At 36.1% G+C, this 22,800-nt stretch carries 18 protein-coding genes; 15 read left to right on the top strand and 3 right to left on the bottom strand.

Annotated features, from left to right (window positions below; translation table 11 throughout):
* Positions 1 to 40: 40 nt before the first annotated feature.
* On the top strand, positions 41 to 1,165 hold the full coding sequence (locus GQ45_RS17275) for a PQQ-dependent sugar dehydrogenase (RefSeq protein ID WP_047419841.1): 1,125 nt from the start codon (positions 41 to 43) through the stop codon (positions 1,163 to 1,165).
* Between the two features lie 124 nt (positions 1,166 to 1,289).
* Complete coding sequence (locus tag GQ45_RS17270; protein WP_047419840.1) at positions 1,290 to 1,694, top strand: cytochrome c; 405 nt, start codon at positions 1,290 to 1,292, stop codon at positions 1,692 to 1,694.
* 6 nt (positions 1,695 to 1,700) lie between these two features.
* On the opposite strand, the gene murQ is transcribed toward GQ45_RS17270, so the two are convergent.
* Entirely contained in the window at positions 1,701 to 2,513 is an 813-nt protein-coding gene (gene murQ / locus GQ45_RS17265; RefSeq protein ID WP_047419839.1) for an N-acetylmuramic acid 6-phosphate etherase, read from the bottom strand.
* Positions 2,514 to 2,517: 4 nt separating this feature from the next.
* Entirely contained in the window at positions 2,518 to 3,267 is a 750-nt protein-coding gene (locus GQ45_RS17260) for a DeoR/GlpR family DNA-binding transcription regulator (protein ID WP_047419838.1), read from the bottom strand.
* A 270-nt stretch (positions 3,268 to 3,537) separates the two neighbouring features.
* Here GQ45_RS17260 and GQ45_RS17255 point away from each other — a divergent pair, with 270 nt between their 5' ends.
* From GQ45_RS17255 to GQ45_RS17195, 13 genes are all read left to right on the top strand, one after another.
* Positions 3,538 to 6,540, top strand: a complete 3,003-nt coding sequence (locus GQ45_RS17255) for a SusC/RagA family TonB-linked outer membrane protein (protein ID WP_231555216.1) — start codon at positions 3,538 to 3,540, stop codon at positions 6,538 to 6,540.
* A 10-nt stretch (positions 6,541 to 6,550) separates the two neighbouring features.
* Positions 6,551 to 7,894, top strand: a complete 1,344-nt coding sequence (locus GQ45_RS17250) for a hypothetical protein (protein WP_047420599.1) — start codon at positions 6,551 to 6,553, stop codon at positions 7,892 to 7,894.
* 73 nt (positions 7,895 to 7,967) lie between these two features.
* Entirely contained in the window at positions 7,968 to 9,473 is a 1,506-nt protein-coding gene (locus GQ45_RS17245) for a glycoside hydrolase family 10 protein (protein WP_047420597.1), read from the top strand.
* Between the two features lie 5 nt (positions 9,474 to 9,478).
* On the top strand, positions 9,479 to 10,768 hold the full coding sequence (locus tag GQ45_RS17240; protein WP_047419836.1) for an MFS transporter: 1,290 nt from the start codon (positions 9,479 to 9,481) through the stop codon (positions 10,766 to 10,768).
* Positions 10,743 to 12,335 (top strand): glycoside hydrolase family 3 protein, encoded by a 1,593-nt coding sequence (locus GQ45_RS17235; RefSeq protein ID WP_052188329.1) that lies wholly within the window; start codon positions 10,743 to 10,745, stop codon positions 12,333 to 12,335. The genes GQ45_RS17240 and GQ45_RS17235 overlap by 26 nt, the downstream gene beginning before the upstream one ends.
* Position 12,336: 1 nt before the next feature.
* Positions 12,337 to 12,780, top strand: a complete 444-nt coding sequence (locus GQ45_RS17230; RefSeq protein WP_081980950.1) for an endonuclease domain-containing protein — start codon at positions 12,337 to 12,339, stop codon at positions 12,778 to 12,780.
* A gap of 221 nt (positions 12,781 to 13,001) precedes the next feature.
* Positions 13,002 to 13,670, top strand: coding sequence for a bifunctional 2-polyprenyl-6-hydroxyphenol methylase/3-demethylubiquinol 3-O-methyltransferase UbiG (locus GQ45_RS17225; protein ID WP_047419835.1), 669 nt, complete (start codon positions 13,002 to 13,004; stop codon positions 13,668 to 13,670).
* Positions 13,667 to 14,743, top strand: a complete 1,077-nt coding sequence (locus GQ45_RS17220) for an anhydro-N-acetylmuramic acid kinase (RefSeq protein ID WP_047419834.1) — start codon at positions 13,667 to 13,669, stop codon at positions 14,741 to 14,743. The genes GQ45_RS17225 and GQ45_RS17220 overlap by 4 nt, the downstream gene beginning before the upstream one ends.
* Positions 14,744 to 15,030: 287 nt before the next feature.
* Complete coding sequence (locus GQ45_RS17215; RefSeq protein ID WP_047419833.1) at positions 15,031 to 15,291, top strand: DUF4212 domain-containing protein; 261 nt, start codon at positions 15,031 to 15,033, stop codon at positions 15,289 to 15,291.
* A 29-nt stretch (positions 15,292 to 15,320) separates the two neighbouring features.
* Positions 15,321 to 17,030, top strand: coding sequence for a sodium:solute symporter family protein (locus tag GQ45_RS17210; protein WP_047419832.1), 1,710 nt, complete (start codon positions 15,321 to 15,323; stop codon positions 17,028 to 17,030).
* A 144-nt stretch (positions 17,031 to 17,174) separates the two neighbouring features.
* Positions 17,175 to 19,082, top strand: a complete 1,908-nt coding sequence (gene acs / locus GQ45_RS17205; RefSeq protein ID WP_047419831.1) for an acetate--CoA ligase — start codon at positions 17,175 to 17,177, stop codon at positions 19,080 to 19,082.
* Positions 19,083 to 19,542: 460 nt separating this feature from the next.
* Positions 19,543 to 21,507 (top strand): adenylate/guanylate cyclase domain-containing protein, encoded by a 1,965-nt coding sequence (locus GQ45_RS17200; RefSeq protein WP_052188326.1) that lies wholly within the window; start codon positions 19,543 to 19,545, stop codon positions 21,505 to 21,507.
* Between the two features lie 107 nt (positions 21,508 to 21,614).
* Entirely contained in the window at positions 21,615 to 22,232 is a 618-nt protein-coding gene (locus GQ45_RS17195; protein WP_047419830.1) for an HD domain-containing protein, read from the top strand.
* Here GQ45_RS17195 and GQ45_RS17190 read toward each other — a convergent pair.
* Positions 22,227 to 22,754 carry a Pycsar system effector family protein gene (locus tag GQ45_RS17190; RefSeq protein ID WP_047420589.1) on the bottom strand — a complete coding sequence of 176 codons (528 nt, stop codon included), beginning with the start codon at positions 22,752 to 22,754 and terminating at the stop codon, positions 22,227 to 22,229. The two genes, GQ45_RS17195 and GQ45_RS17190, sit on opposite strands and share 6 nt — an antisense overlap.
* Positions 22,755 to 22,800 lie beyond the last annotated feature (46 nt).

Below are 22,800 nucleotides of genomic sequence, written 5' to 3'. Positions count from 1 at the left end.
TTAAAAAAATTTTATTCCATATTAAATCTAACGACAAGTTATGAAAAAAATTGCTATAGCCCTCTATTTAATCGTTGTAACGCTTAATAGCTCTTGTGCTCAGGAAACTGAAAACAAAGTCTCTGAGACCGAAAATCCACCATTCTCAGCGGAGTTATATGTCGATGGCCTACAGCTACCATGGGGCTTAACCATGATGCCAGATAATAGTTTATTAATTACTGAAATTGATGGAAAAGTCATTCATTTTAAAGACAAAATAAAAACTGAAATTTCAAATATTCCTGAAATTTACAGAAGGGGTCAAGGGGGTTTAATGGATATCGCTTTGCACCCAAATTACGAAGAAAATGGTTGGATCTATATTACTTATGCCTCTGAAGGTGAAGGTGAAGAAAAAGGTGGGAATACAACTTTAATGCGAGCTAAACTAAAGGATAATGCCTTCATAGAAAAGCAGCTTTTATATAAAGCCACTCCAAATACCACAAAAGGGCAACATTTTGGTTCAAGAATAGTTTTTGACAACGAGGGATATTTGTATTTTTCAGTTGGAGATAGGGGTGATAGAGATGTAAATCCACAAGACATTACCCGTGACGGAGGGAAGATATATCGCTTAAATGATGATGGTAGCATTCCTAGTGACAATCCGTTTGTAAACACGGATGGGGCAAAAAAAGCTATTTATAGCTATGGCCATAGAAATCCACAAGGATTAGTAAAAAACCCTGAAACTGGAAAAATTTGGAATCACGAACACGGACCTCAAGGTGGGGACGAGATTAACATCATAAAAAAAGGAGCAAATTTTGGTTGGCCCTTAATTACCTATGGCATTAATTACAGTGGAACGCCTATTACAGACAAAACAGCCATGGAGGGTATGGAACAACCATTGCATTATTGGGTACCATCTATTGCGCCTAGTGGTATGGCATTTATTTCAACGGATAATTACAAAGGAATGAAAGGGAATTTATTAGTTGGTTCTTTAAAATTTCAATATTTGGAACACCTCGTTATGAAGGATGACAAAGTGGTCAAAAGAGAAAAATTACTTCCTGAAATAGGAAGAGTTCGCGATATTAAAGAAGGAAAAGACGGTCTTATATATATTGCCGTTGAAGGAAAAGGAATTTATAAATTAGTTCCGAACAATTAAATAACGGCAAAACAATAGTAGAATTTTGGTGTGTATTTTAAATAACTTAAGTCAAAATTCTACTTTCTTTTTTTAATCCGTTTTAGTGCTTTTTACTCCATAACAAATCTTAACGAAAAAAAATATGAAATTATTTTTAATAGCCTATGTTGTTTGTACCGCTCTACTTTCTGCCATTTTATTTCAGGATAAGGAGCTTGAAAAAAGTATGGAAAGAGGTAGGGATATTTATAATGATTTTTGTGTGAATTGCCACTTAACACAAGGAGAAGGCGTAGCTCATACTTTTCCGCCCTTAGCCAAATCTGATTACTTAATGCAGCAAAGAGAGAACAGTATTAGAGGTATCAAATACGGGCAAAGTGGAGAAATTAAAGTAAATAACATTACTTATAACGGGGCCATGCCGGCTATGGGCTTAAGTGACGAGGAGGTCGCGGATGTCATGAATTATATTTCAAATTCTTGGGGTAATGTTTCCAAAAAGATAGTAACTCCAAAAGAAGTTGCCTTAATGGCTAAAGAATAATTTACCCTACTTACTGAAGGCATCTATGGCTTTTTTAACAGAACCATGTATTTTTAATAACTTGGCAGCCTCTTCATAACTAATTCCTAAGCCTTCAACAATATATCTCGTTCCGCGATCAACTAACTTGTCGTTACTTAATTGCATGTTCACCATTTTATTCCCTTTAACTCTACCTATTTTTATCATGAGTGCGGTAGAAATCATATTCAATACTAATTTCTGAGAAGTACCACTTTTCATTCGTGTACTTCCGGTAACAAATTCTGGTCCTACATTTACTTCTAAGGGAATATCTACGGCTTTTGCTAAGGGAGATTCTGGATTGTTGGTAATACAAGCGGTAAGAATTCCTTTTTCTTTACAGGCCTGTACTCCTGCAATTACGTAAGGGGTTGTGCCTGAAGCTGCAATACCTACAACCACATCTAATGCATTTATGTTATGAACTTCTAAATCTAACCAGGCTTGTTTGGTATCGTCTTCTGCATTTTCAACAGCTTTTCTAATGGCGGTATCGCCACCGGCAATAATACCCACAACCCGCTCATGGGGTAATCCAAAAGTTGGTGGAATTTCAGAAGCATCTAAAATCCCCAGTCTTCCGCTAGTACCTGCTCCTATGTAAAATAGTCGTCCACCTTGGTTAAATCTTTCCGCTAGCGCATCCACCAATAGCGCTATTTGAGGTATCACTAAGGCTACGGCATCTGCTATTTTTTTATCTTCATTATTTATACTAGCAAGTAAGGTAGTCGTATCCATTTTCTCCAAATCTGTGTAATTTGAAGGAGTTTCGGTTATTTTATTATAATTCATAGGTTTACAACAATCGGAGGTTTTGCGTTCTAAAATTTTCCAAGACACCATCCTCAGGGTTTAGTTCTGTAATCATGGTATGTATAGCATTAATCCCACAAGTTTTATAACGCTGTTTTGAGTTTAATTTTTCGGATATCGACAAAAGTACTGTTTTCTTTGAAGATTTAACTATTGCTTTTTTAACCTGTACACTTTCAAAATCAAATTCGGTCAATCCAAAATCCACATCAACATACCCCGTACCAATAAAACTAAAATCTACATTAATCTCTAAAAGTTGCAGAATAACACTGGCACCAATTGAAATTTGAGATTCTTTTGACAGTCTTCCTCCAATAAAAATAACATCAACTCCTTTTTTTCTTAACAATTCTAGAGCGACCACAGGGCTGGTGGTAAAACAAGTAATTTCGAGCTTATTGGGTATTAACTTTGCTAATTCAAAACAGGTTGTTCCACCGTGTATTAAAATTATATGTCCAGGCTTAATCAAAGACAAGGCTTTTGTTGCAATTTTTATCTTATCAGCTTGTGCGTAAATATTTTCATTGTACTTGGCTAAATTAGTATAGCCCAAGGCAATGGCACCACCATGCACTTTTTTTAGTTGCTTAGCAGTATCAAGCTCTTTGACATCTCTGCGGATGGTATCAATGGAAACATTGAGCTTTTCCGCCAAATCAGTTAATAAGACACGATTGTGTAGTTCAACTTCACTAACAATCATTTTATGTCGTTCTTCTTTTAACATTTAAAACAGTCATTAGTTTGCCCCTAATGTAAAACAAAATTATAAAAAATTTCACCAAATGCCGTTTTATGCTGTGTTAATTAATACAGAATTAAAAAACGCATAAAACAGCAAATATGTATTTTTTTTTATATTTTTGAAAGGTTAGAAGTATTTTCTTTTTTTACTTAAAAAAATACGAATCAATAGGATAGCTAATTTTTAAGGAAAATTTTATAGTATTAACTTTTATTTTAAACTAACTCTTTTTTTATGAAAAAAATGATTTTAATGAAGGGAAGATTACATGTAAAGCTATTAACATTGGCTTTGTTTGTACTTAGTACCGTTGCCTTTGGGCAAACTAACAAGTATTCCTTTAATGGAATCGTTACAGATAATGCGAACGGCCAGCCCATACCTGGTGCTTCCGTATTTATTGAGAACACTAGTTTTGGTGGGGTGAGTGATTTTGATGGAAAATATGATTTTAGTGCAAATTTAACTTCTGGCGACTATACCTTAGTCGTAAGTTATTTGGGCTTTTCTACCAAAAAAATTAAATTTTCCACATCAAGTACTACTATCGAAAATAACATAAGCTTAAATGAAGATTTATTAAGTTTAGATGAAGTTGTAGTCACAGGGAACACCATAGGCGTTAATAAACGAACCCTCGGTAATGCTATATCAACAGTGAAAGCGGAAGACTTAGTAAATAATGGCGCTACCGCAGTTGATCAGGCTATTTCAGGAAAAATTTCTGGTGCTTTGGTTCAACAGAATTCTGGAGATCCTGCTGGTGGTATTAGTATACGCTTGAGAGGTCCAAGTACCGTATTAGGAAATTCTGATCCTCTATATATTGTAGATGGTATCATTATTAGTAACTCGAGCAGTGAATTAATTGATTTGGGTGGTAATGCCCAAAACAGATTAGCGGATATTAATCCAAACGATGTTGAACGTATTGAGATTATTAAGGGCGCTGCTGCTGCTGCTATTTATGGCTCTCGAGCGAGTAATGGTGTGGTGCAAATTTTTACCAAAAGAGGAAAGAGTGGAGATCCAAAATTTTCATTCTCTTCAAATGTGAGGGTTAATGAATTACGACAAAAAATAGCCTATAATACAACGGAGTTAGCTTGGGTTGACGCAGCAGATCGCAATAATTTACAAACCGTCCCTGTGCAACGCTATGATTTACAAGATAGTTTCTTTGGAACTGGTTTTGGTTTAGAAAATAATTTATCTGTAAGCGGTGGAACCGATAAAACATCTTATTACTTATCTGCATCTCAACTAGATAATGAAGGTATTATCGTTAATTCTGACTTTAAAAGAGTCGGATTTAAAGCAAATATCACGCAAAAAGCATTTGATTGGTTAACTATTACTGGTGGCTTTAACTATGTCAGAAGTACTAGTAACGATATCCCAAACGGTGGTATCAATAGTGCCTATGGCGCTATTACTGGATTTTTGTTCAGTGAAAACTCAGTAAACCCTAATCCAGATGAATCGGGTGTTTACCCTGTGACTTCCTTATTAGTTCCAAGAACTAATCCATTGGAGGCTGTAAACAGATTTGATTTCGGACAAAAAACAAATAGATTTATCACCAGTATTGCATTAAATGCTGATATTACCGAAAAACTTTCTGCAAGTTATACTTTAGGGATTGATTATTTTAATCAGTCAGCAACTGCTTTTATTCCTATTAATAATACCTCTCCAAATCCAAACGGATTTGCAAGACGTTCTGATATCAACAACTTTCAATACAATAGTGATTTAAACTTAAGTTATAAAACGCCAATTTCTGATGCTATTAGCGCTACAACTACCGTTGGTGGCTCATGGCAATATGAAGAATTTGATCGAATTGGGATTAGTGCTGATGGATTACCTCCGATCGTACAGACTGCAGAAACAGGTAGTATTTTGGCCCAAGGTGAAAGCAGATCACAAATCTCTTACTGGGGCGGATTTATTCAACAGTCCTTTAGTTTTAAAGATAAATTGTATGTCAATGGTGCCATTCGTATGGATGGCGCATCTACCTTTGGTTTAGATGAAAGAAATCAATTGTTCGCAAAAGCAAGTATTTCTTATATCATGTCTGATGAAGATTTTTGGGAAGAAACTTTTGGCGATACTTTTAATGTGTTTAAACTAAGAAGTTCTTGGGGTCAAGCAGGAAATTTAACCGCTTTATCTGCATTTCAAAGATTTACAGTGCTAAGTCCAGATGCCATAAACGGAACTACTAGCCTTATTCCCAGCACACAGCAAGGAGATTTAAATATAGCTCCTGAGCGTCAAGATGAAATAGAACTTGGTTTTGATGCTGGTTTCTTAAATAATAGATTAGGGGTTGAATTTACCTATTACAAACAAAATGTTACCGATTTATTGTTACCCATAGAATTATCGCCATCTACTGGTTTTGGTTCTAGAATTCAAAATATAGGAAATTTAGAAAATAAAGGTATTGAACTCTTGTTAAGAGGAACTCCTTTTAAAACTAAAGATTTTTCTTGGGATGTCACGGCAACTTATTCCAGTAATGATAATGAAGTAACTAAAGTAGCGGGTGGAGGACAATTTGCTTTAGGAGGTAGTTTTTCTACCAATTTTGTTATTGAAGGAGAGCCTCTTGGTGTATTCTACCGTCAATATTATGCCAGAAATCCAGATGGAAGCTTATTATTAGATGCCAGCGGATATCCGCAAACTGAAAGAGGTAATACTACTACGGGTGAAATTGGAAGAAACGCTGCTGGACAGCCAACAGGCTCTGCGTTAAGTAAAGTAATTGGAGACCCAAATCCAGAATGGTTTGGCTCTTTAATTAATGAATTTACATATAAAGATTTTGGTTTTAGAGTTCAATTTGACGCCGTTCAAGGCTATGATATTTTTAACTGGAACAGGCGCTTAATGGATAATAGACTTTTTGGTGGAGGAGCTAATTACGGTCAAGAATTAGCCGGTAATCGATTAAAAAACCTTGGGCAAGCACAAGCAAATATTTTTGAAGAATTCGTAGAAGATGCTTCGTTCGTTAAACTTCGAGAATTAGCTGTTACCTATAATCTTAGGTCCCCTTTTAAAAATGTGAACAATATTCAATTTAGTTTAGTGGGTAGAAATTTAGTTTCTTGGGACAGTTACTCAGGATGGGATCCAGAAATAAACTCAGCAGGCCAAAGTAATGGTGTACGAGGGTTCGACTTTGCAGGTGTTCCAATTCCGAGAACATATCAAGTAGGTGTTAACGTTAGTTTCTAAAAAAATAAAGATGAAAAATAAATATAAAATATACAGTACACTAGTGTTGAGCATGATTGTTGGCCTTATGGCAACTTCATGCGAAACAGACTTTAATAATCCTAATGCTGCCACAGCAGATCAAGCCTTTTCTTCTAGAGATGGCATTTTAGCTGTCACCGTAGGAATGCAGCAATTATACTCCACCTCTGGAATGCGATGGATCGTTGAAACCCCTGCAATAACCACAAGAGAAGGTGCAATTACCACAACTTTTCAGAATATGATTGAACTAGAAGAAGGAGGCACAGGCTTACCTAATTTTAATTCAAATGTACAAGGGCTTTGGGCTACTATGCTAAGAGTCATGAAAATAGCAGAAGATATAGAAGCAAATGTAGATAATGTAACCTTAGCTCCAGGAACGAGAAGCGGATTACTAGCCTATTCCAAGCTTTTTAAAGCGATGGCTATTGGCAGTTTAGCCCAGAATTATGAACAAGTAGTTATTCAAACTAGCAATGACAATGATGCTGCATTTGTTTCAAGAAATGACGGATTTCTAGCCGCAATCGCCTTGTTAAATGAAGGAAAAGCTGCCTTAGCTGCGAACCCAGTTTCTCAAGAATTTACGAACGCGGTAACCTTAGGGAATATTGATGTCTTAAATAGTATAAATGCTTACCTGGCAAGATATAATTTATTTGCTGGTAACTTTGAAGCTGCAATCACAAATGCAAATAGCGTGAGCACAACTTCAACCTCTGTTTTTGCGTATGACAACATCAATTTAAACCCTATTTACAATCGCGTATTTTTAAACGGAATTGCTAACTTTAGACCAAGAGATAACTTTGGTTTACCAAGCTCCGATTTTGTTTTTGATCCAACAGATGGAAGACGTGCCTTTTACATTTCTCCTTCCCCCGACACAAATCAAAACGGATTGCCTATTGAAAATTTGTTAGGCTTTTTTGATATGAGCACCGAATCAATTCCATTATATATTCCTGATGAAATGCAATTAATTATTGCAGAAGCAAATTTAAGAAAGGCCTCACCAGATATTTCTGCCGCGACTACCGCCTTAAATAATGTTTTGACAGACACTGATGATGTTTTTGGAATAAACGCTGATGTTCCTGCATACTCCGGACCAGCAACTGCTGAAGCCCTTTTATTGGAAATTTATAAAAACCGTAGAGCTGAATTATTTTTAAGTGGATTAAGCTTAGAAGATAGCAGACGTTTTAATAGACCTCAACCTAGTGGTAATGGATCTGTTTTTACCGAAGAGCGTAATAGAAATTTTTATCCTTATCCAGATTTAGAGCGAAATAGCAACCCAAATACCCCTGCTGATCCATCCCTATAATATTAAGTTAATTTGAGTTTTTAAAAGGCCTACATTTATAACAAAAATGTTAGGCCTTTTTATTAAATATAATATGAATAAAATACCTCTCTTTTTGCTGGCTTTACTAGTGAGTTCTTGTAGCCTATTTAAATCGAACATTCCGCAACCTGAAAGGGAGTTTAGAGGTTTTTGGGTGGCTACGGTCGTGAATATCGATTGGCCAAAAAACGGGCATGATGCGGTCGAAAAACAGAAAAAAGACTATCTAGCGCTACTCGATTTTTATCAAAAAATGAACTTCAATGCCGCTATAGTGCAAGTGCGAACTGCTGGCGACGCTTTTTATGAGTCGGACTATGCCCCCTGGTCTCGCTATTTAACAGGGGAAGAAGGTGTTGCTCCGAAAACCGAGGAAAATATACTACACTGGATGATTTCAGAAACTCATAAAAGAGGTATGGAATTTCATGCCTGGTTAAACCCCTATAGAGCCACGTTTAATTTAGATACAGAATCCTTAAGCGAAAAACACGATTATAACCTATATCCAGATTGGATGCTGAAATATGGTAAAAAATACTATTACAATCCAGGACTTCCTGATGTACAAAAACATTTAGTGACTATAATTGAGGAAGTGGTTGCGCAATATGATATTGATGCCATTCATTTTGATGATTATTTTTATCCCTATAAAATTAAAGATGAAGTTTTTGATGATGCCTCAAGCTACAAAACCTACGGTTTACCCAATCAATCTTTAGATGATTGGCGCCGAAGCAATGTAGATTCTTTAGTACAAAAAATTCATAAAAACATCAAACAAGAAAAACCTTGGGTACAGTTTGGCGTGAGCCCCTTTGGCGTTTGGAAAAACAAAAGTACAGATCCTAAGGGTTCGGATACGCAAGCCGGACAGACGAATTACGATGATTTATATGCCAACCCTATCCTCTGGATGGAACAAGGTTGGATCGATTATATTATTCCACAGGCCTATTGGAGTCTTAATCTACCTGTAGCCTCCCACAAAGTGATTAGCGAATGGTGGGCAGAAAATAGTCCAAATACTAATTTATATATGGGTAACGGTCCTTACAAAATTAGGAATAATGACGACAAGGCTTGGGACAAGAAAAGAGAATTACCCAATCAAATTAAATTAGCTAGAAATATTGACAAGGTACAAGGCAATGCTTTTTTTAGTGCCAAAAGCTTACCAAATGCAAATGATGATGTGGTTACAATTTTAAAAAGAAACTATTATGCACAAATGGCACTACCGCCAATTTCTCATTTAGCACCAAATACAACTCCAGCAACACCCATATTGATTTCTAAAAAGACTACCCCCGACAAACTTCAATTAAGTTTTGATAACTTAGACCCCTACAGATATGCTTTAGTGTATAAAGCAAAGGCGAACCAAACTAGTTTTTCCCTAAAGGATCTATTGGTACCCCTTACAGCGGTAAACGGGAATACCCTACCTATTTCAACGAAAATGGTAAAAAAGCATAAAAAAATCGCCATAGCATTTACTGATAAATTTGGACAAAAAACTGAACCTATTTTTATACTTTTAAAGCAAAACTAGCTGATATGATTCAAAAAGACAAAGGTGCTTGGGCTTGGGTACCTATATTGTATTTTACACAGGGTTTGCCCTATGTATTAGTCGTTACCGTATCGGTCATTATGTACAAGCAACTTGGTGTGAGCAATGAAGATATTGGTCTATATACCAGTCTATTGTACCTGCCTTGGGTTATAAAACCCTTATGGAGTCCTTTTGTTGATTTAAAAAGCACCAAACGAAATTGGTTTTTAAGCATGCAATTTATCATTGCTTTGGCCTTATTAGGTGTTGGTTTAACCACCGCTACAAGCATGTTTTTCACCACTACGCTAGCCTGTTTCTGGATGGCGGCATTTGCTTCTGCCACCAACGATATAGCCTCTGACGGCTATTATATGCTAGGCTTAACAGAAAAAAAACAATCATTTTTCGTAGGGATGCGAAGCACTTTTTACAGATTGGCTATGGTCACCGGAGAAGGCTTATTAGTTTTTGGTGCCGGATTTTTAGAAGAAAAATATGGAGATCCCACAAAAGCATGGAGTGTCACCATGACTGCTGCGGCATTTTTAATGTTACTGTTAACCCTTGGAAATTTCTTGGCTACACCAAAATACGAAGCTTCTGGAACGATAGCGATTCAAAAGCCTAAAAGTTTTATGGAGGTGTTTATCACCTTCTTTAAAAAACCACAAATCGGAATTGCTTTAGCTTTTATTTTAACCTATCGATTGGGTGAATCACAGCTGGTAAAAATGGCCTCTCCGTTTTTATTAGACAGCCCGGAACAAGGTGGTTTAGGCTACACGACGAAAGAAATTGGCATTTTATTCGGAACTATTGGTGTTATTGCACTTACGGTAGGGGGAATTTTAGGAGGTATTCTAATCTCAAGAGACGGACTCAAAAAGTGGATGTTGCCCATGGTATTATCCCTAAACATTCCAAATATATTTTATGCCATCATTGCGCTTAGCAAAACCACAAATATCGTTGCGGTTTCTGTCACTGTAGTGCTTGAAAAATTTGGTTATGGCTTTGGTTTCGCTGCTTTTTTAATGTATTTAATTTATATCGCCGATGGGAAGTCAAAAACGTCGCACTATGCTATTGCTACGGGTTTTATGGCACTTGGAATGATGCTGCCTGGAATGATTAGTGGCTACATGCAACAATGGTTGGGCTATGGCGGATTTTTTGTTTGGGTGGTAATAGCTGCCCTTCCAGCATTAGTACTATTAAAATATTTAAAATATCCTGCCGATTTTGGTAAAAAAGAAATTGTGAATGATGAAGATAGCACCCTATACTAAAACCAAAAAAGAATTGACAAGGCATGAAAAAATTGGTCAGCTTTTTATGCCTGCTGCTTTCATCAACGATTCTGAAGAGGAAATACAAAAGTTAGAACAACGAATTCGAGAACGACATATTGGAAGTTTATGCTTTTTTCATAGTCGGGCAAGTGCTGCGACTAATTTTGAAGGACAAAAAAAAATTGAGTACAAAAAAGACAGTTTTGAGACTTTAAAAAAACTAATTCAGCGGTATCAAAAGGCGGCAAAATATCCCTTATTAATCAGTATTGATGCTGAATGGGGTTTAGCCATGCGTATTGAAAATACGCCTCAGTATCCCTATGCTATAACGCTAGGAGCACTACAAAATCAGTACGACCTAATTTATGAGCTTGGAAAGCAAATAGCTATGGACTGCAGAGTTGCAGGGATTCATTGGAATTTAGCACCTGTGGTCGACATCAATAACAATCCTAATAATCCAGTTATCGGGTATCGCTCTTTTGGAGAAGATAAATACCAGGTCACACAAAAAGCATTAGCTTTTATACAGGGTAGCGAGAGCGCAGGTATTTTAACCTGTATCAAGCATTTTCCTGGTCATGGTGACACTGAAGTTGATTCGCATTTAGGATTGCCGCTAATTACAAAATCAAAAGCAGCCTTACTTGAAAATGAACTTTTCCCTTTTCAACAATTAATCAATAAAGATGTTGATAGCATTATGGCGGGTCATTTAGCCATTCCTGCTTTGGCCGATGGCGACGAAATTCCGTCTAGCCTTTCTAAAAAAATGTTGAAAGATTTGTTACGCAATCAAATGAACTTTAAAGGGGTCGTTATTTCTGATGCCCTAAATATGCATGCGGTTTCTAAAAATTACCCGGTAAAAGGGCAATTAGAATGGGAAGCTTTTAACGCCGGTAATGACGTTTTATGCTTTGCAGAACATATCGAAGAAGGAATTGAAGCCATACATAAAAATGCCTCAAACCAACAAATTGAAGCTAGTTTTGAGCGTCTTTGGCACTTAAAAGAAAAGGCTTTTAGAATTGATAATCCAAATTTAAACACGCAACTTAGTGATCCGGACCGTGTAAACAAAAAAATTGCAGCGGAAAGTTTAACGCTGTACAAAGGAGATTTAGACCACTTTAAAAACAAAAAAATTGTCGGAATACAAATTTCATCTGAGGACACAACGTCCACTTTTTTTGAATGCATCCAAAAAAATATAGCGTTTCCATATTTTAAAACAGCGACGTCAACGCTTCTTGAAATTCAGGATAAACTTACAGAGGAAGATCATATCCTTTTAGCCATCTATCCCCCAAACGCAAAACCCTCGAACTATTTTGATATTCCGAAACAAGAAATTGATTTTATCAACAATTTACTAGCCTCAAAACAAGTAATACTTTACCTTTTTGGAAATCCTTTTGTGCTAAATCACATCGAAACAAGGCATGCAAAAGCTATCGTTATTGCCTATCAAAATTTTGAAGTTTTCCAAGAAGTGGCCGCAGAACATTTTCTAGAAAAATTACCAGCAAAAGGTATTATACCTGTTAAAATAAGCTAGTATGAAAAAAGAAAGTTTACATTCAAAAAAAGTGTTGGCGGCTTTACGTAAAGACCTCCGTTCCAATTTAACACCAGCCGAGGCTTTTCTCTGGAATTATTTAAAAAGTAGGAAATTTGAAGGAAGACGTTTCACCAAACAGCATAGTATCGGCAATTATATTATTGATTTTTACTGTCCTTCTGAAAAACTAATCATCGAGTTAGATGGAGAAATTCACAATAACGCTAATGCCTTAGAAAATGATGAAAAAAGAACCAAATTTCTTGAAAGTTTCGGTTACAAAGTAATTCGATTTGAAAATAAAATGGTTTTTGATAATTTAAGTTCTGTTCTAATGGAAATAAGTAATAATTTTTTAGAAAAAAGTATAATAAAAAAAAGCTCCTCCCTTTTTTTAAAGGGAGGTGGCGCATCGGCCAGAGCCGATGAGTCGGAGGGTTAAAAAGCGTAAACTTTAAAACAAAAAAATAGTTGAGTCAAAAAAACTCCCCTTTCTCCGACTAAAGTCGGATTCATTCCCCTCTTTGAAAAAAGAGGGGAGCAAAAAAAATAAATTCAATGTAAAAATGTAGTGAAGCATTTAATGTGACACTATTTTAATTCGTGAAAATTTTGCTTGTGAGAAAAGTAGTATCCAAAAATATAACTGTACAATAATCTAAAATGAAAAAAAATGCCATCAAAACCTCATGGGACACTAATGCTCAAGAATGGATTAAAGCGCTAGACAGCGAACAAATCACGTCTCGTAAATTCACCAATGAAGCTATTGTTGCTGTTTTAAAAAATTCTAAAGCCATAAAAATTTTAGACATGGGTTGTGGCGAAGGCTGGTTAAGCAGGGCAATCACCAGTATGGGGAAAAGTGCCGTCGGGATTGATGCAACAGCATCTCTTTTAGCAAATGCCAGAAAAAAAGGAAAAGAAGTCTACCATCATATGAGCTTTGAAGATATTATTGAAGCTAAGAAAATACCTAATGCACCTTTTGATGCGGCTGTTTTTAATTTCTGCATCTATCAAAATAAAACCTTAGTCTCACTTTTACTAGAATTAAAACAAAGTGTGGTTGAACAAGGTGAAATAATCATTCAGACCTTACACCCCTACTTTTTAATTCAGAACCAGCTCCCCTATCAAAGTCAGTGGATTGACGATGCTTGGAAAGGTTTAGCGGGCAACTTCACAGACGGACACCAGTGGTATGCGAGAACTTTTGAAGATTGGAGTAGCGATTTTCAGAAAGCAGGTTTAGTTTTAAATGAAATCATTGAAGTGAATAACGATCAGCAAATTCCTATTTCTGTAATTTTTAAAACACAATATAGATGAAAATATATAAAATAATAGGCCTAATGTCTGGTACTTCTTTAGACGGACTGGACCTCGCCTACTGCCATATTTGGGAAGAAAATAGTACTTGGAAGTTTCGTATAAAAGCAAGCAAAAGCGTTTCGTACACCTCGGAAATGGAATTAAAACTTAAAGATTCTATTTTTCTTTCAGCCGATGAATTATTACAATTTCATAATAGCTACGGCACTTGGCTTGGTCAACAGGCAAAAACCTTTATCCATGAACAAGACCTAGAGGTCGATTACATTGCAAGCCATGGGCATACCACACATCATCAACCCCAAAAGGGACTCACGTTTCAAATTGGATCTGGTCAGCATTTAGCCAATGAGGCCGAAATACCTGTCATTTGCGATTTTAGAACGAACGATGTGGCCCTAGGTGGTCAAGGTGCTCCTTTAGTACCTATAGGGGATAAATTGTTTTTTGGTGACTACGATTTTTGTTTAAATCTTGGTGGTATTAGCAACATTTCCTTTGATTTAAATGGAAAAAGAACGGCTTATGACATTGGTTTAGCAAATATGGGCTTAAATTATTCCACTCGAAAAGTGGGACTTCAGTATGACGATAGAGGACAATTAGCACGAAAGGGAAAAATCAACCAAAGTATGTTAAGTAATTTAAATCGCTTAGCCTATTATGATTTGCCGTTTCCAAAATCTATAGGGTATGAATGGTTTGTAGAAAAAGTAGTGCCAATAATTGATGCTACCGAAGATACATTAGAAAACATTCTACATACCCATGTGGTTCACGTGGCTGAAAAAGTGGCAAAAGATATTTTGAAAAATACGACGAAATCACAGCACACACTGATCGTAACGGGCGGTGGCGCTCTAAATGATTTTCTATTGGAGACCTTACAAGATAAACTAGGTGAAACGGTCAGCATTAAAACCGTACCAAAACAACTTATAGAATTTAAAGAAGCCTTAGTTTTTGCCTTAATGGGTGTTTTAAGACTTAACGAGCAAATAAATGTCTTATGCGCCGTTACAGGCTCCAAAAGAGATTCTTCAAGTGGCGTTTTGTATTTGCCTTCGTAGTTCCAATAGCTTTTAAATAATAAAGCCCACCAAAAGTTGGCATTTCGTGTATACCAGCAGAACAGTAAATAATTTCCTTAGAATACACCCTAGCTAAAACTGCCAAGGGCTAGTTATTCTTCGGATTGGCAAGATATTTTTAAAGGACGAAAGTAAAAAGAACTAGTCGGTATAGCGCTAATCACTTTCCAACATAAGCTTAAAGATCTAAAGAAATGATGGACTATGTATCTGATAAAGTTTAACAACAAATCACTATATTCGAGTTTCAATCTAAAACTTTAACCATGTCTGAAACCCAAAAAAAAGCAAGCGCTTATTGGAAAGAGAATGTGCGCTATTTGTTTATCCTTCTTTCTATTTGGTTTGCTGTCTCTTTCGGTGCTGGAATTCTTTTTAAAGAAGCCCTTGATGCCTTTCAAATTGGTGGTTTTAAATTAGGCTTCTGGTTTGCGCAACAAGGGTCAATCTATGTTTTTGTGATCCTCATATTTGTTTATGTACGCTTGATGAATAAGCTAGATAAGAAATATGGCTACATCGAATAAATTAACTCCCAAGCTAAACCTTAAAAATTATGAGTGTTCAAACATGGACGTATCTTTTAGTAGGCATCACATTTGCTTTATATATTGGGATTGCCATTTGGTCTAGAGCAGGCTCTACCAAAGAATTTTATGTTGCTGGAGGTGGCGTTTCACCATTAGCAAATGGTATGGCGACTGCAGCCGATTGGATGTCTGCCGCATCATTCATTTCAATGGCAGGAATTATAGCTTTTTCGGGTTATGACGGTTCCGTATATTTAATGGGATGGACAGGTGGATACGTACTTTTGGCATTACTTTTAGCCCCCTATTTACGGAAATTTGGAAAGTTTACGGTTCCTGATTTTATTGGAGATCGCTATTATTCTAAAACGGCTAGAATTGTTGCCGTTATTTGCGCTTTGATTGTTTCTTTTACCTATGTGGCCGGTCAGATGCGTGGAGTTGGTGTTGTTTTTTCTAGATTTCTTCAAGTTGATATTGAAACTGGGGTCATAATCGGGATGGTGATTGTGCTGTTTTATGCCGTTTTAGGAGGAATGAAAGGAATTACCTATACCCAAGTGGCACAATACTGTGTGCTTATTTTTGCATTTATGGTGCCTGCCATTTTTATATCGATACAAATGACAGGAAATCCTATTCCTCAATTAGGAATGGGTACAACAGTAAATGGCGGTTCTGGAATGTATCTGTTAGAAAAATTAAACGGGCTTTCGACTGAACTTGGGTTCGCTCCGTATACCGATGGTTCTAAATCTGTTATTGATATTTTTGCCATAACCTTAGCTTTAATGGTCGGCACTGCAGGCTTACCCCACGTAATTGTGCGTTTTTTTACGGTGAAACGTGTAAAAGATGCCAGAAAATCTGCGGGATTGGCACTGCTACTTATCGCCATACTCTATACTACAGCTCCTGCGGTTGCCGTTTTTGCAAAAACAAACCTTATCAACACTGTTAGTCATCAAGCCTACGGAACAATGCCAGAATGGTTTAAAAACTGGGAAGAAACTGGTTTATTACAGTTCGATGATAAAAATAAGGATGGTATTATTAATTACGTGGCTGATAAAGAAAAAAATGAATTAACCATTGATAATGACATAATGGTTTTGGCAAATCCTGAAATTGCAGATTTACCGGCTTGGGTTATTGCTCTGGTTGCTGCGGGAGGTTTGGCCGCTGCGCTTTCTACAGCTGCTGGTCTGCTTTTAGTTATTTCATCCTCGGTATCACACGATTTAATCAAGAAAATTTTTAAACCTACTATCTCCGATCAAGGTGAATTATGGGCGGCACGTATTGCTGCCACAATTGCGGTGATTATAGCGGGGTATTTTGGTATTCATCCACCGGGCTTTGTGGCCGCTGTTGTTGCCTTGGCCTTTGGTTTGGCGGCTGCCTCTTTTTTTCCGGCTATAGTTCTTGGTATCTTTTATAAAAAAATGAATAAGGAGGGCGCAATTGCTGGAATGGTTGTCGGTATTTTATTAATGCTTTTCTATATGACCAAATTCAAATTTAACTGGTTTGGCGGTGGTACACCCGACGAATATTGGTTTGATTTTGGCAACGGCGGAATTTCACCAGAAGGCTTTGGTAGTATTGCAATGATTGCTAACTTTATAGTGGCTTTGGTCGTGATGCGCTTTACCCCCGATCCACCGCAAGAGGTGCAAGATATTGTGGAGGATATTAGAATTCCGAGTGGCGCTGGAGAAGCCAGGGATCATTAAAATATAAGCTGCAGGCTTTAGGCTTTAGGCTTTAAAATAAGTTAAATATTAGTTTCATAAGGTACTTGGACCCGTAAACTCCCAAATACAGAACCTAAAAAGCTTTTTTAGACATTAGACATTCATCTTTTAGATACAAGAAACATGAGTAATTACCACATTAAACATTTAGAAGAATATTTTCAAGTATATCGTAAATCAGTGCGTAATCCAGAAGCGTTTTGGGAAGAAATTGCCGAAGAGCATTTTGTATGGCGCAAAAAATGGGACAAGGTTTTGGAGTGGGATTTCTCAAAACCTGAAATAAAATGGTTCGAAGGAGCTCAATTAAACATTACTGAAAACTGTATCGATAGGCATTTACCAACGCGTGGCAATAAAACGGCGATTATATTTGAACCTAATAATCCCAAAGAAGAAGCGCAACATATTAGCTATCATCAATTACACGAACAAGTTTGCAAAATGGCCAATGTCTTAAAAGATCATGGCGTAAAAAAAGGAGATCGCGTTTGTATTTACCTGCCCATGATTCCCGAATTAGCCTTTGCCATGCTCGCTTGTGCACGCATCGGTGCCATACATTCTATTGTTTTTGCAGGCTTTTCTTCCAATGCATTGTCTACTCGAATCAATGATGCAGATTGTAAAATAGTCATCACATCAGACGGGTCGTATAGAGGTGCAAAAAGCATCGATTTAAAAGGAATTGTCGACAAGGCATTAGAAGAATGCCCGAATGTACAGAGTGTTTTAGTGGTAAAGCGTACCGGTGCCGAAATAGCAATGAAACCAGGCCGAGACAAATGGCTAAGTCATTTGTTAGACAATGCTTATGGCGATTTTGTAGCTGAGATAGTCGATGCCGAAGATCCCTTGTTTATTTTATACACTTCAGGTTCAACAGGAAGACCCAAAGGAATGGTGCACTCCACTGCTGGCTATATGGTGTATACCGCCTATACTTTTAAAAACGTATTTCAATACCGTGAAAATGATGTGTTTTGGTGTACTGCCGATATTGGGTGGATTACGGGTCACTCGTATATCATTTACGGTCCCTTAGCCAATGGGGCTACCACCGTACTTTTTGAAGGCGTTCCCTCCTATCCAGATCATGGTCGATTTTGGGAAGTGATTGAAAAGCACAAAGTAAATCAGTTTTATACGGCTCCAACCGCGATAAGAGCCTTAGCAAAAGAAAACCTAGACTTTGTTGAAAAGCACGATTTATCGAGTTTAAAGGTACTAGGTTCTGTTGGTGAGCCTATAAATGAAGAGGCTTGGCATTGGTACAATAACAATGTGGGCAAGAACCAGAGCCCCATTGTAGATACCTGGTGGCAAACAGAAACTGGAGGTATTATGATTACTCCAATTCCGTATGTAACGCCTACCACACCTACGTTTGCCACCTTGCCTTTTATTGGGATTCAACCCGCATTAATGGACGAGCATGGCAACGAACTCAAAGGCAATCAAGTGGAAGGTCGTTTGTGTATTAAATTTCCTTGGCCCTCCATTGCCCGTACTATTTGGGGTGATCATGATCGGTATAGGGACACTTATTTTACTGCGTATAAAGATCAGTACTTTACAGGTGATGGTGCTTTACGTGATGCTGTAGGCTATTACCGGATTACAGGACGTGTAGATGACGTCATTATCGTTTCTGGTCATAATTTAGGGACTGCCCCTATTGAAGATGCCATCAACGAACACCCAGCAGTAGCAGAATCTGCCATTGTAGGTTTCCCACATGATGTAAAAGGTAACGCCTTATACGGCTTTGTTATGCTCAAGGAAATTGGCGAAAGTAGAGACAGAGAAAATTTGCGTAAAGAAATTAACCAACAAATCACCGAACTCATTGGTCCTATTGCAAAGCTTGATAAAATTCAGTTTGTCAGCGGCCTTCCTAAAACCCGTAGTGGTAAAATTATGCGGAGAATTTTACGTAAAATAGCCAGTAATGATGTGTCGAATTTAGGCGACACGAGTACGCTATTGAACCCTGAAGTAGTCCAAGAGATTATTGATCAGGTGGTTTAATGAGCGCTTTACAAAATTTGAAGCCATCAGAATGCTGAATTTTAGAGCTAATTTCATGAAAAGGCAAAAAGTACGCATATGTCTTTTTGTTCTATACGTTTATTGATAAATTTAGAGTAATACCAATGGGCAAAATCTGCTAATAAAATGATTTTAAGCAAGTAGCATTTACATTTTAGCTCGAAGAAATAAACGAATTATTCGTGACGATTCTCATTTAAAAATGAAATTGTTAGGTAGAAAGTAACATTATCCAAAAAATTCAAATCATAGGTATTAAAACTTTTGATTGAAAAAGCATCAAATGAAAATTCATATGGCGAACGAAGCCAATTTGAGTAGTATTAAGGAGTTAATGAAGATTTAGAGCCCTTAAATAATTTTAGGATTTAGTTCCATAAAAGAATAAATCACTATATTTAGGTTAATTCCCCCCTATAACTTTTTAAAGGTAATAGATTTGAAAAATTACAAAGCCATTTTAATTGTTGTATTTTTTTGCTTTTCAATAGTAGGTTGGTCGCAAAACAACAATCAAATAGATAGTCTTAACGCTTTAATTAAGCTAAAAAAAAATGACACTACAGCTGTAAATCATTTATTAGATATCTCTGCGCTTCTATTTCGAACAGATCCTGATTCTTCCTTAAGCTATTCAAAAAAAGCCATAATTTTAGCCGAAAAAATTAATTTCAAGAGCGGAATGGCTTATGCTTATAAAAATGCCGGTCTGGCACATTACTATAAGGGAGAATATTCAGAGGTACTTTTATTTTGGAAAAAATCTCTTGCGATTTTTGAAGAAATTGATAATAAAGCTGGAATTAGTAATTTACAAAGCAATTTAGGGGCTGTTTATCAAACGAAAGGTGATGATCCAAAAGCACTTGATTATTTTATAAAATCTGTAAAAATTGCAGAACAGATTCAAGATTCTTCTCGAATTGGCACAGCTTATTTAAATATTGGAACCGTATATTCAAACCAAAAAAATACGTATAAGGAAGCTTTTGAAGCATATCTTAAATCCAAAGCTATTTTTAAAAGTATTGGTTATGAGGAAGGTGTTGGAACCGCTTGTATTAATATGGCAGAATTATACCTAAAGACCAATGAGCCAAAAAAGGCATTACCAGAATTAAATGAAGCAATTGGTGCATATGCAAGAGCCGGGGTAAACCTTTCTACTAGTTATAATTTGATGGGATTGACCTATGAAAAATTAGGTGACTTAAACAAAGCGGAAAGCTATCAAATAAATGCCATTCTCGCAGCAAGTGAAATTGATGCCAAAATGGAAAAAACAAAAGCATATATTGATTTAGGGGTGATCCAAATACAACAAAAAAAATTCGATGAGGCTATCCTTAATTTTGAATCTGGTTTAAAACTCACGGAAATTACTGGAGTGTATAGAGCTAAGAAAGAAGCTTATGAAGGATTGTCAAATGTGTATTCTGAAATTGGAGATTACATGAAGGCGTATCAATATCAAAAATTATATTCCGCAATGGTCGACACCTTGAAAAACGATTCTTATGAAAAATCTATAGGTGATCTCAGATTTCAATTTGATTTAGATAATAAAGAAAAAGAAATAACACTATTAAATAAAAACAATGAACTAAAGCAGATTGAATTGGAACGATCGGCTATTTCTAAAAAATACCTATTAGCATTAAGTGGCTTGTTTTTTGTTATTATTGCCGGTTTCTTCTTTCAATACCGTTATGTAAAAAAATCACACCGAAGATTAGCAAAAGAAAGGGTTAAAACTGAAGAGATATTACTCAATATACTTCCAAAAGAAACCGCTGAAGAACTAAAAGCCAATGGCCATATCAAAGCAAAAGAGTTTAATTTTGTTACGGTTTTGTTTACCGATTTTAAGGCTTTTTCTGTAATTGCTGAAAATATTTCTGCGGAGAAATTAGTCTTTAGTGTGGATTACTATTTTAGAAAGTTTGATGCCATTATAGAAAAATATAAATTAGAGAAAATAAAAACAATTGGAGATGCTTATATGTGCGCTGGTGGACTTCCTACAGAAAATAAGACGCATCCTGATGACGCACTGAAGGCTGCTATGGAGATATTAGATTTTGTCAACAAAACAAAAAATCAACCTCCAGACGGTGTTTATCCCTTCGAAATACGAATAGGAATCAATACAGGACCCGTTGTAGCAGGAGTCGTTGGAACCAAAAAATTTCAATATGATATTTGGGGAAGCACAGTAAATATTGCAGCAAGAATGGAAAGCAATTCTGAAGAAGGGAAAATTAATATTTCAGAAAATACCTATCAACATTTAAAAGACAAATATGATTTTACCTATCGAGGCATTATAGACGTGAAAAATTCTCAAAGTCTCAAAATGTATTTTCTAAATGTCCAAAGCAAAATACTGGTAGAACAGGCATAATACAAAAGTGCCCAGATAATTATTGTTTAATAAATGCTAACAATAACAATAAATTCGGCAAAAAAATGTTTTATTTGTACTAATGCCTAGCCTTATGTTCTAAAAATATGGTTCTTTTTAACAAAAAAGCATACCCCGAAATTTGTCTCAAGATCTTAAAAGATCTAGAAGATAATTTACCACAGCATCTTACCTATCATTCCTTGTGTCACACAATTGATGTAGCCAATGTATGCAATAACTATATAGAACATTTTAAAATAGACAAAGAAATGGCAAGGCTAATCAGAATAGCAGCTGTTAGTCACGACTATGGCTATATCGTATCTCCTATTAACCATGAAGAACGAAGCATTATTGCAATTAAACCTTATTTAAAGGGCCAGCTTACCACAGGTGAAATCACAATTATTAATGGATTAATTAGAGCAACAAAAGTACCGCAACAGCCAAAAACCATTTATGAAGAAATTATTGCTGATGCTGATTTAGATTATTTGGGTAGAGAAGATTATGATGTGCTTAGTGCTAAGTTATACCAAGAATTTAAATACCATGATTTTGTATCTGACGATAAGGAATGGCTGCTCCTTCAAGTTAATTTTTTAGAAAAACACCAATACCATACGGAGTATGCCCGTGAGCACCGTGAAAAATTAAAAGCCAAAAAACTAAATGAGCTTAAGGCTAATTTAATCGATAAAAACACCAAATTTAAATTATAAAAATACTTGGATTAAAAGTATAATTACACTGACTAATAAAGGCACAAAGCTATACACTAAATTCTTTACCGATTTATTTACGTCTGTGAATTTTTTTGAGGCTATTAACGAATTCACATAAATCTGCTCTCCTAATTGATCATAAAGTTGATGTTCATCATTCATTAAATCCATTAATTTCTTGGAGTAATCATTAACAGTTCCATATTTAGTCACTACGTCATGAAAAAAAAACATGTTTGCATCAAACTTTGTTTCAATTTGTGGCATAAAGCACTTAAAACTAAAATAAATAGAACGAGATACGAAAAAAATAAAAATCATAAAAGTTACCGAAAGCGCTACATTCAAATGCAAATTAGTATCCATCCCTGTTGCAATCTTGAAAACCACCCCTAATAAAAGCCCATAAAACGATATGATAAGTCCTGCCTTAATTTCAGATGATCTATTCAGGCCATTAATGTACGAGATTCCTTGCCAATACACATTTATTTTGTCTTCAGGAGATAGTTGCTTCATGATTTTTAAAAATAATTGAATTAAAAGTACTAAAAATAAGTTCAGC

This window comes from Cellulophaga sp. Hel_I_12, assembly GCF_000799565.1.
Classification (GTDB): Bacteria; Bacteroidota; Bacteroidia; order Flavobacteriales; family Flavobacteriaceae; genus Cellulophaga.
Note: the sequence above shows the minus strand (reverse complement) of the source record. Positions and strands in the feature narration are given on the sequence as shown.

Excerpts from the sequence above, each read along its gene's own strand:
- GQ45_RS17275 (WP_047419841.1), top strand. The coding sequence starts at position 41 with ATGAAAAAAATTGCTATAGCCCTCTATTTAATCGTTGTAACGCTTAAT.
- GQ45_RS17270 (WP_047419840.1), top strand. The coding sequence starts at position 1,290 with ATGAAATTATTTTTAATAGCCTATGTTGTTTGTACCGCTCTACTTTCT.
- murQ (WP_047419839.1), bottom strand. The coding sequence starts at position 2,513 with ATGAATTATAATAAAATAACCGAAACTCCTTCAAATTACACAGATTTG.
- GQ45_RS17260 (WP_047419838.1), bottom strand. The coding sequence starts at position 3,267 with ATGTTAAAAGAAGAACGACATAAAATGATTGTTAGTGAAGTTGAACTA.
- GQ45_RS17255 (WP_231555216.1), top strand. The coding sequence starts at position 3,538 with ATGAAGGGAAGATTACATGTAAAGCTATTAACATTGGCTTTGTTTGTA.
- GQ45_RS17250 (WP_047420599.1), top strand. The coding sequence starts at position 6,551 with ATGAAAAATAAATATAAAATATACAGTACACTAGTGTTGAGCATGATT.
- GQ45_RS17245 (WP_047420597.1), top strand. The coding sequence starts at position 7,968 with ATGAATAAAATACCTCTCTTTTTGCTGGCTTTACTAGTGAGTTCTTGT.
- GQ45_RS17240 (WP_047419836.1), top strand. The coding sequence starts at position 9,479 with ATGATTCAAAAAGACAAAGGTGCTTGGGCTTGGGTACCTATATTGTAT.
- GQ45_RS17235 (WP_052188329.1), top strand. The coding sequence starts at position 10,743 with ATGATGAAGATAGCACCCTATACTAAAACCAAAAAAGAATTGACAAGG.
- GQ45_RS17230 (WP_081980950.1), top strand. The coding sequence starts at position 12,337 with ATGAAAAAAGAAAGTTTACATTCAAAAAAAGTGTTGGCGGCTTTACGT.
- GQ45_RS17225 (WP_047419835.1), top strand. The coding sequence starts at position 13,002 with ATGAAAAAAAATGCCATCAAAACCTCATGGGACACTAATGCTCAAGAA.
- GQ45_RS17220 (WP_047419834.1), top strand. The coding sequence starts at position 13,667 with ATGAAAATATATAAAATAATAGGCCTAATGTCTGGTACTTCTTTAGAC.
- GQ45_RS17215 (WP_047419833.1), top strand. The coding sequence starts at position 15,031 with ATGTCTGAAACCCAAAAAAAAGCAAGCGCTTATTGGAAAGAGAATGTG.
- GQ45_RS17210 (WP_047419832.1), top strand. The coding sequence starts at position 15,321 with ATGAGTGTTCAAACATGGACGTATCTTTTAGTAGGCATCACATTTGCT.
- acs (WP_047419831.1), top strand. The coding sequence starts at position 17,175 with ATGAGTAATTACCACATTAAACATTTAGAAGAATATTTTCAAGTATAT.
- GQ45_RS17195 (WP_047419830.1), top strand. The coding sequence starts at position 21,615 with ATGGTTCTTTTTAACAAAAAAGCATACCCCGAAATTTGTCTCAAGATC.
- GQ45_RS17190 (WP_047420589.1), bottom strand. The coding sequence starts at position 22,754 with ATGAAGCAACTATCTCCTGAAGACAAAATAAATGTGTATTGGCAAGGA.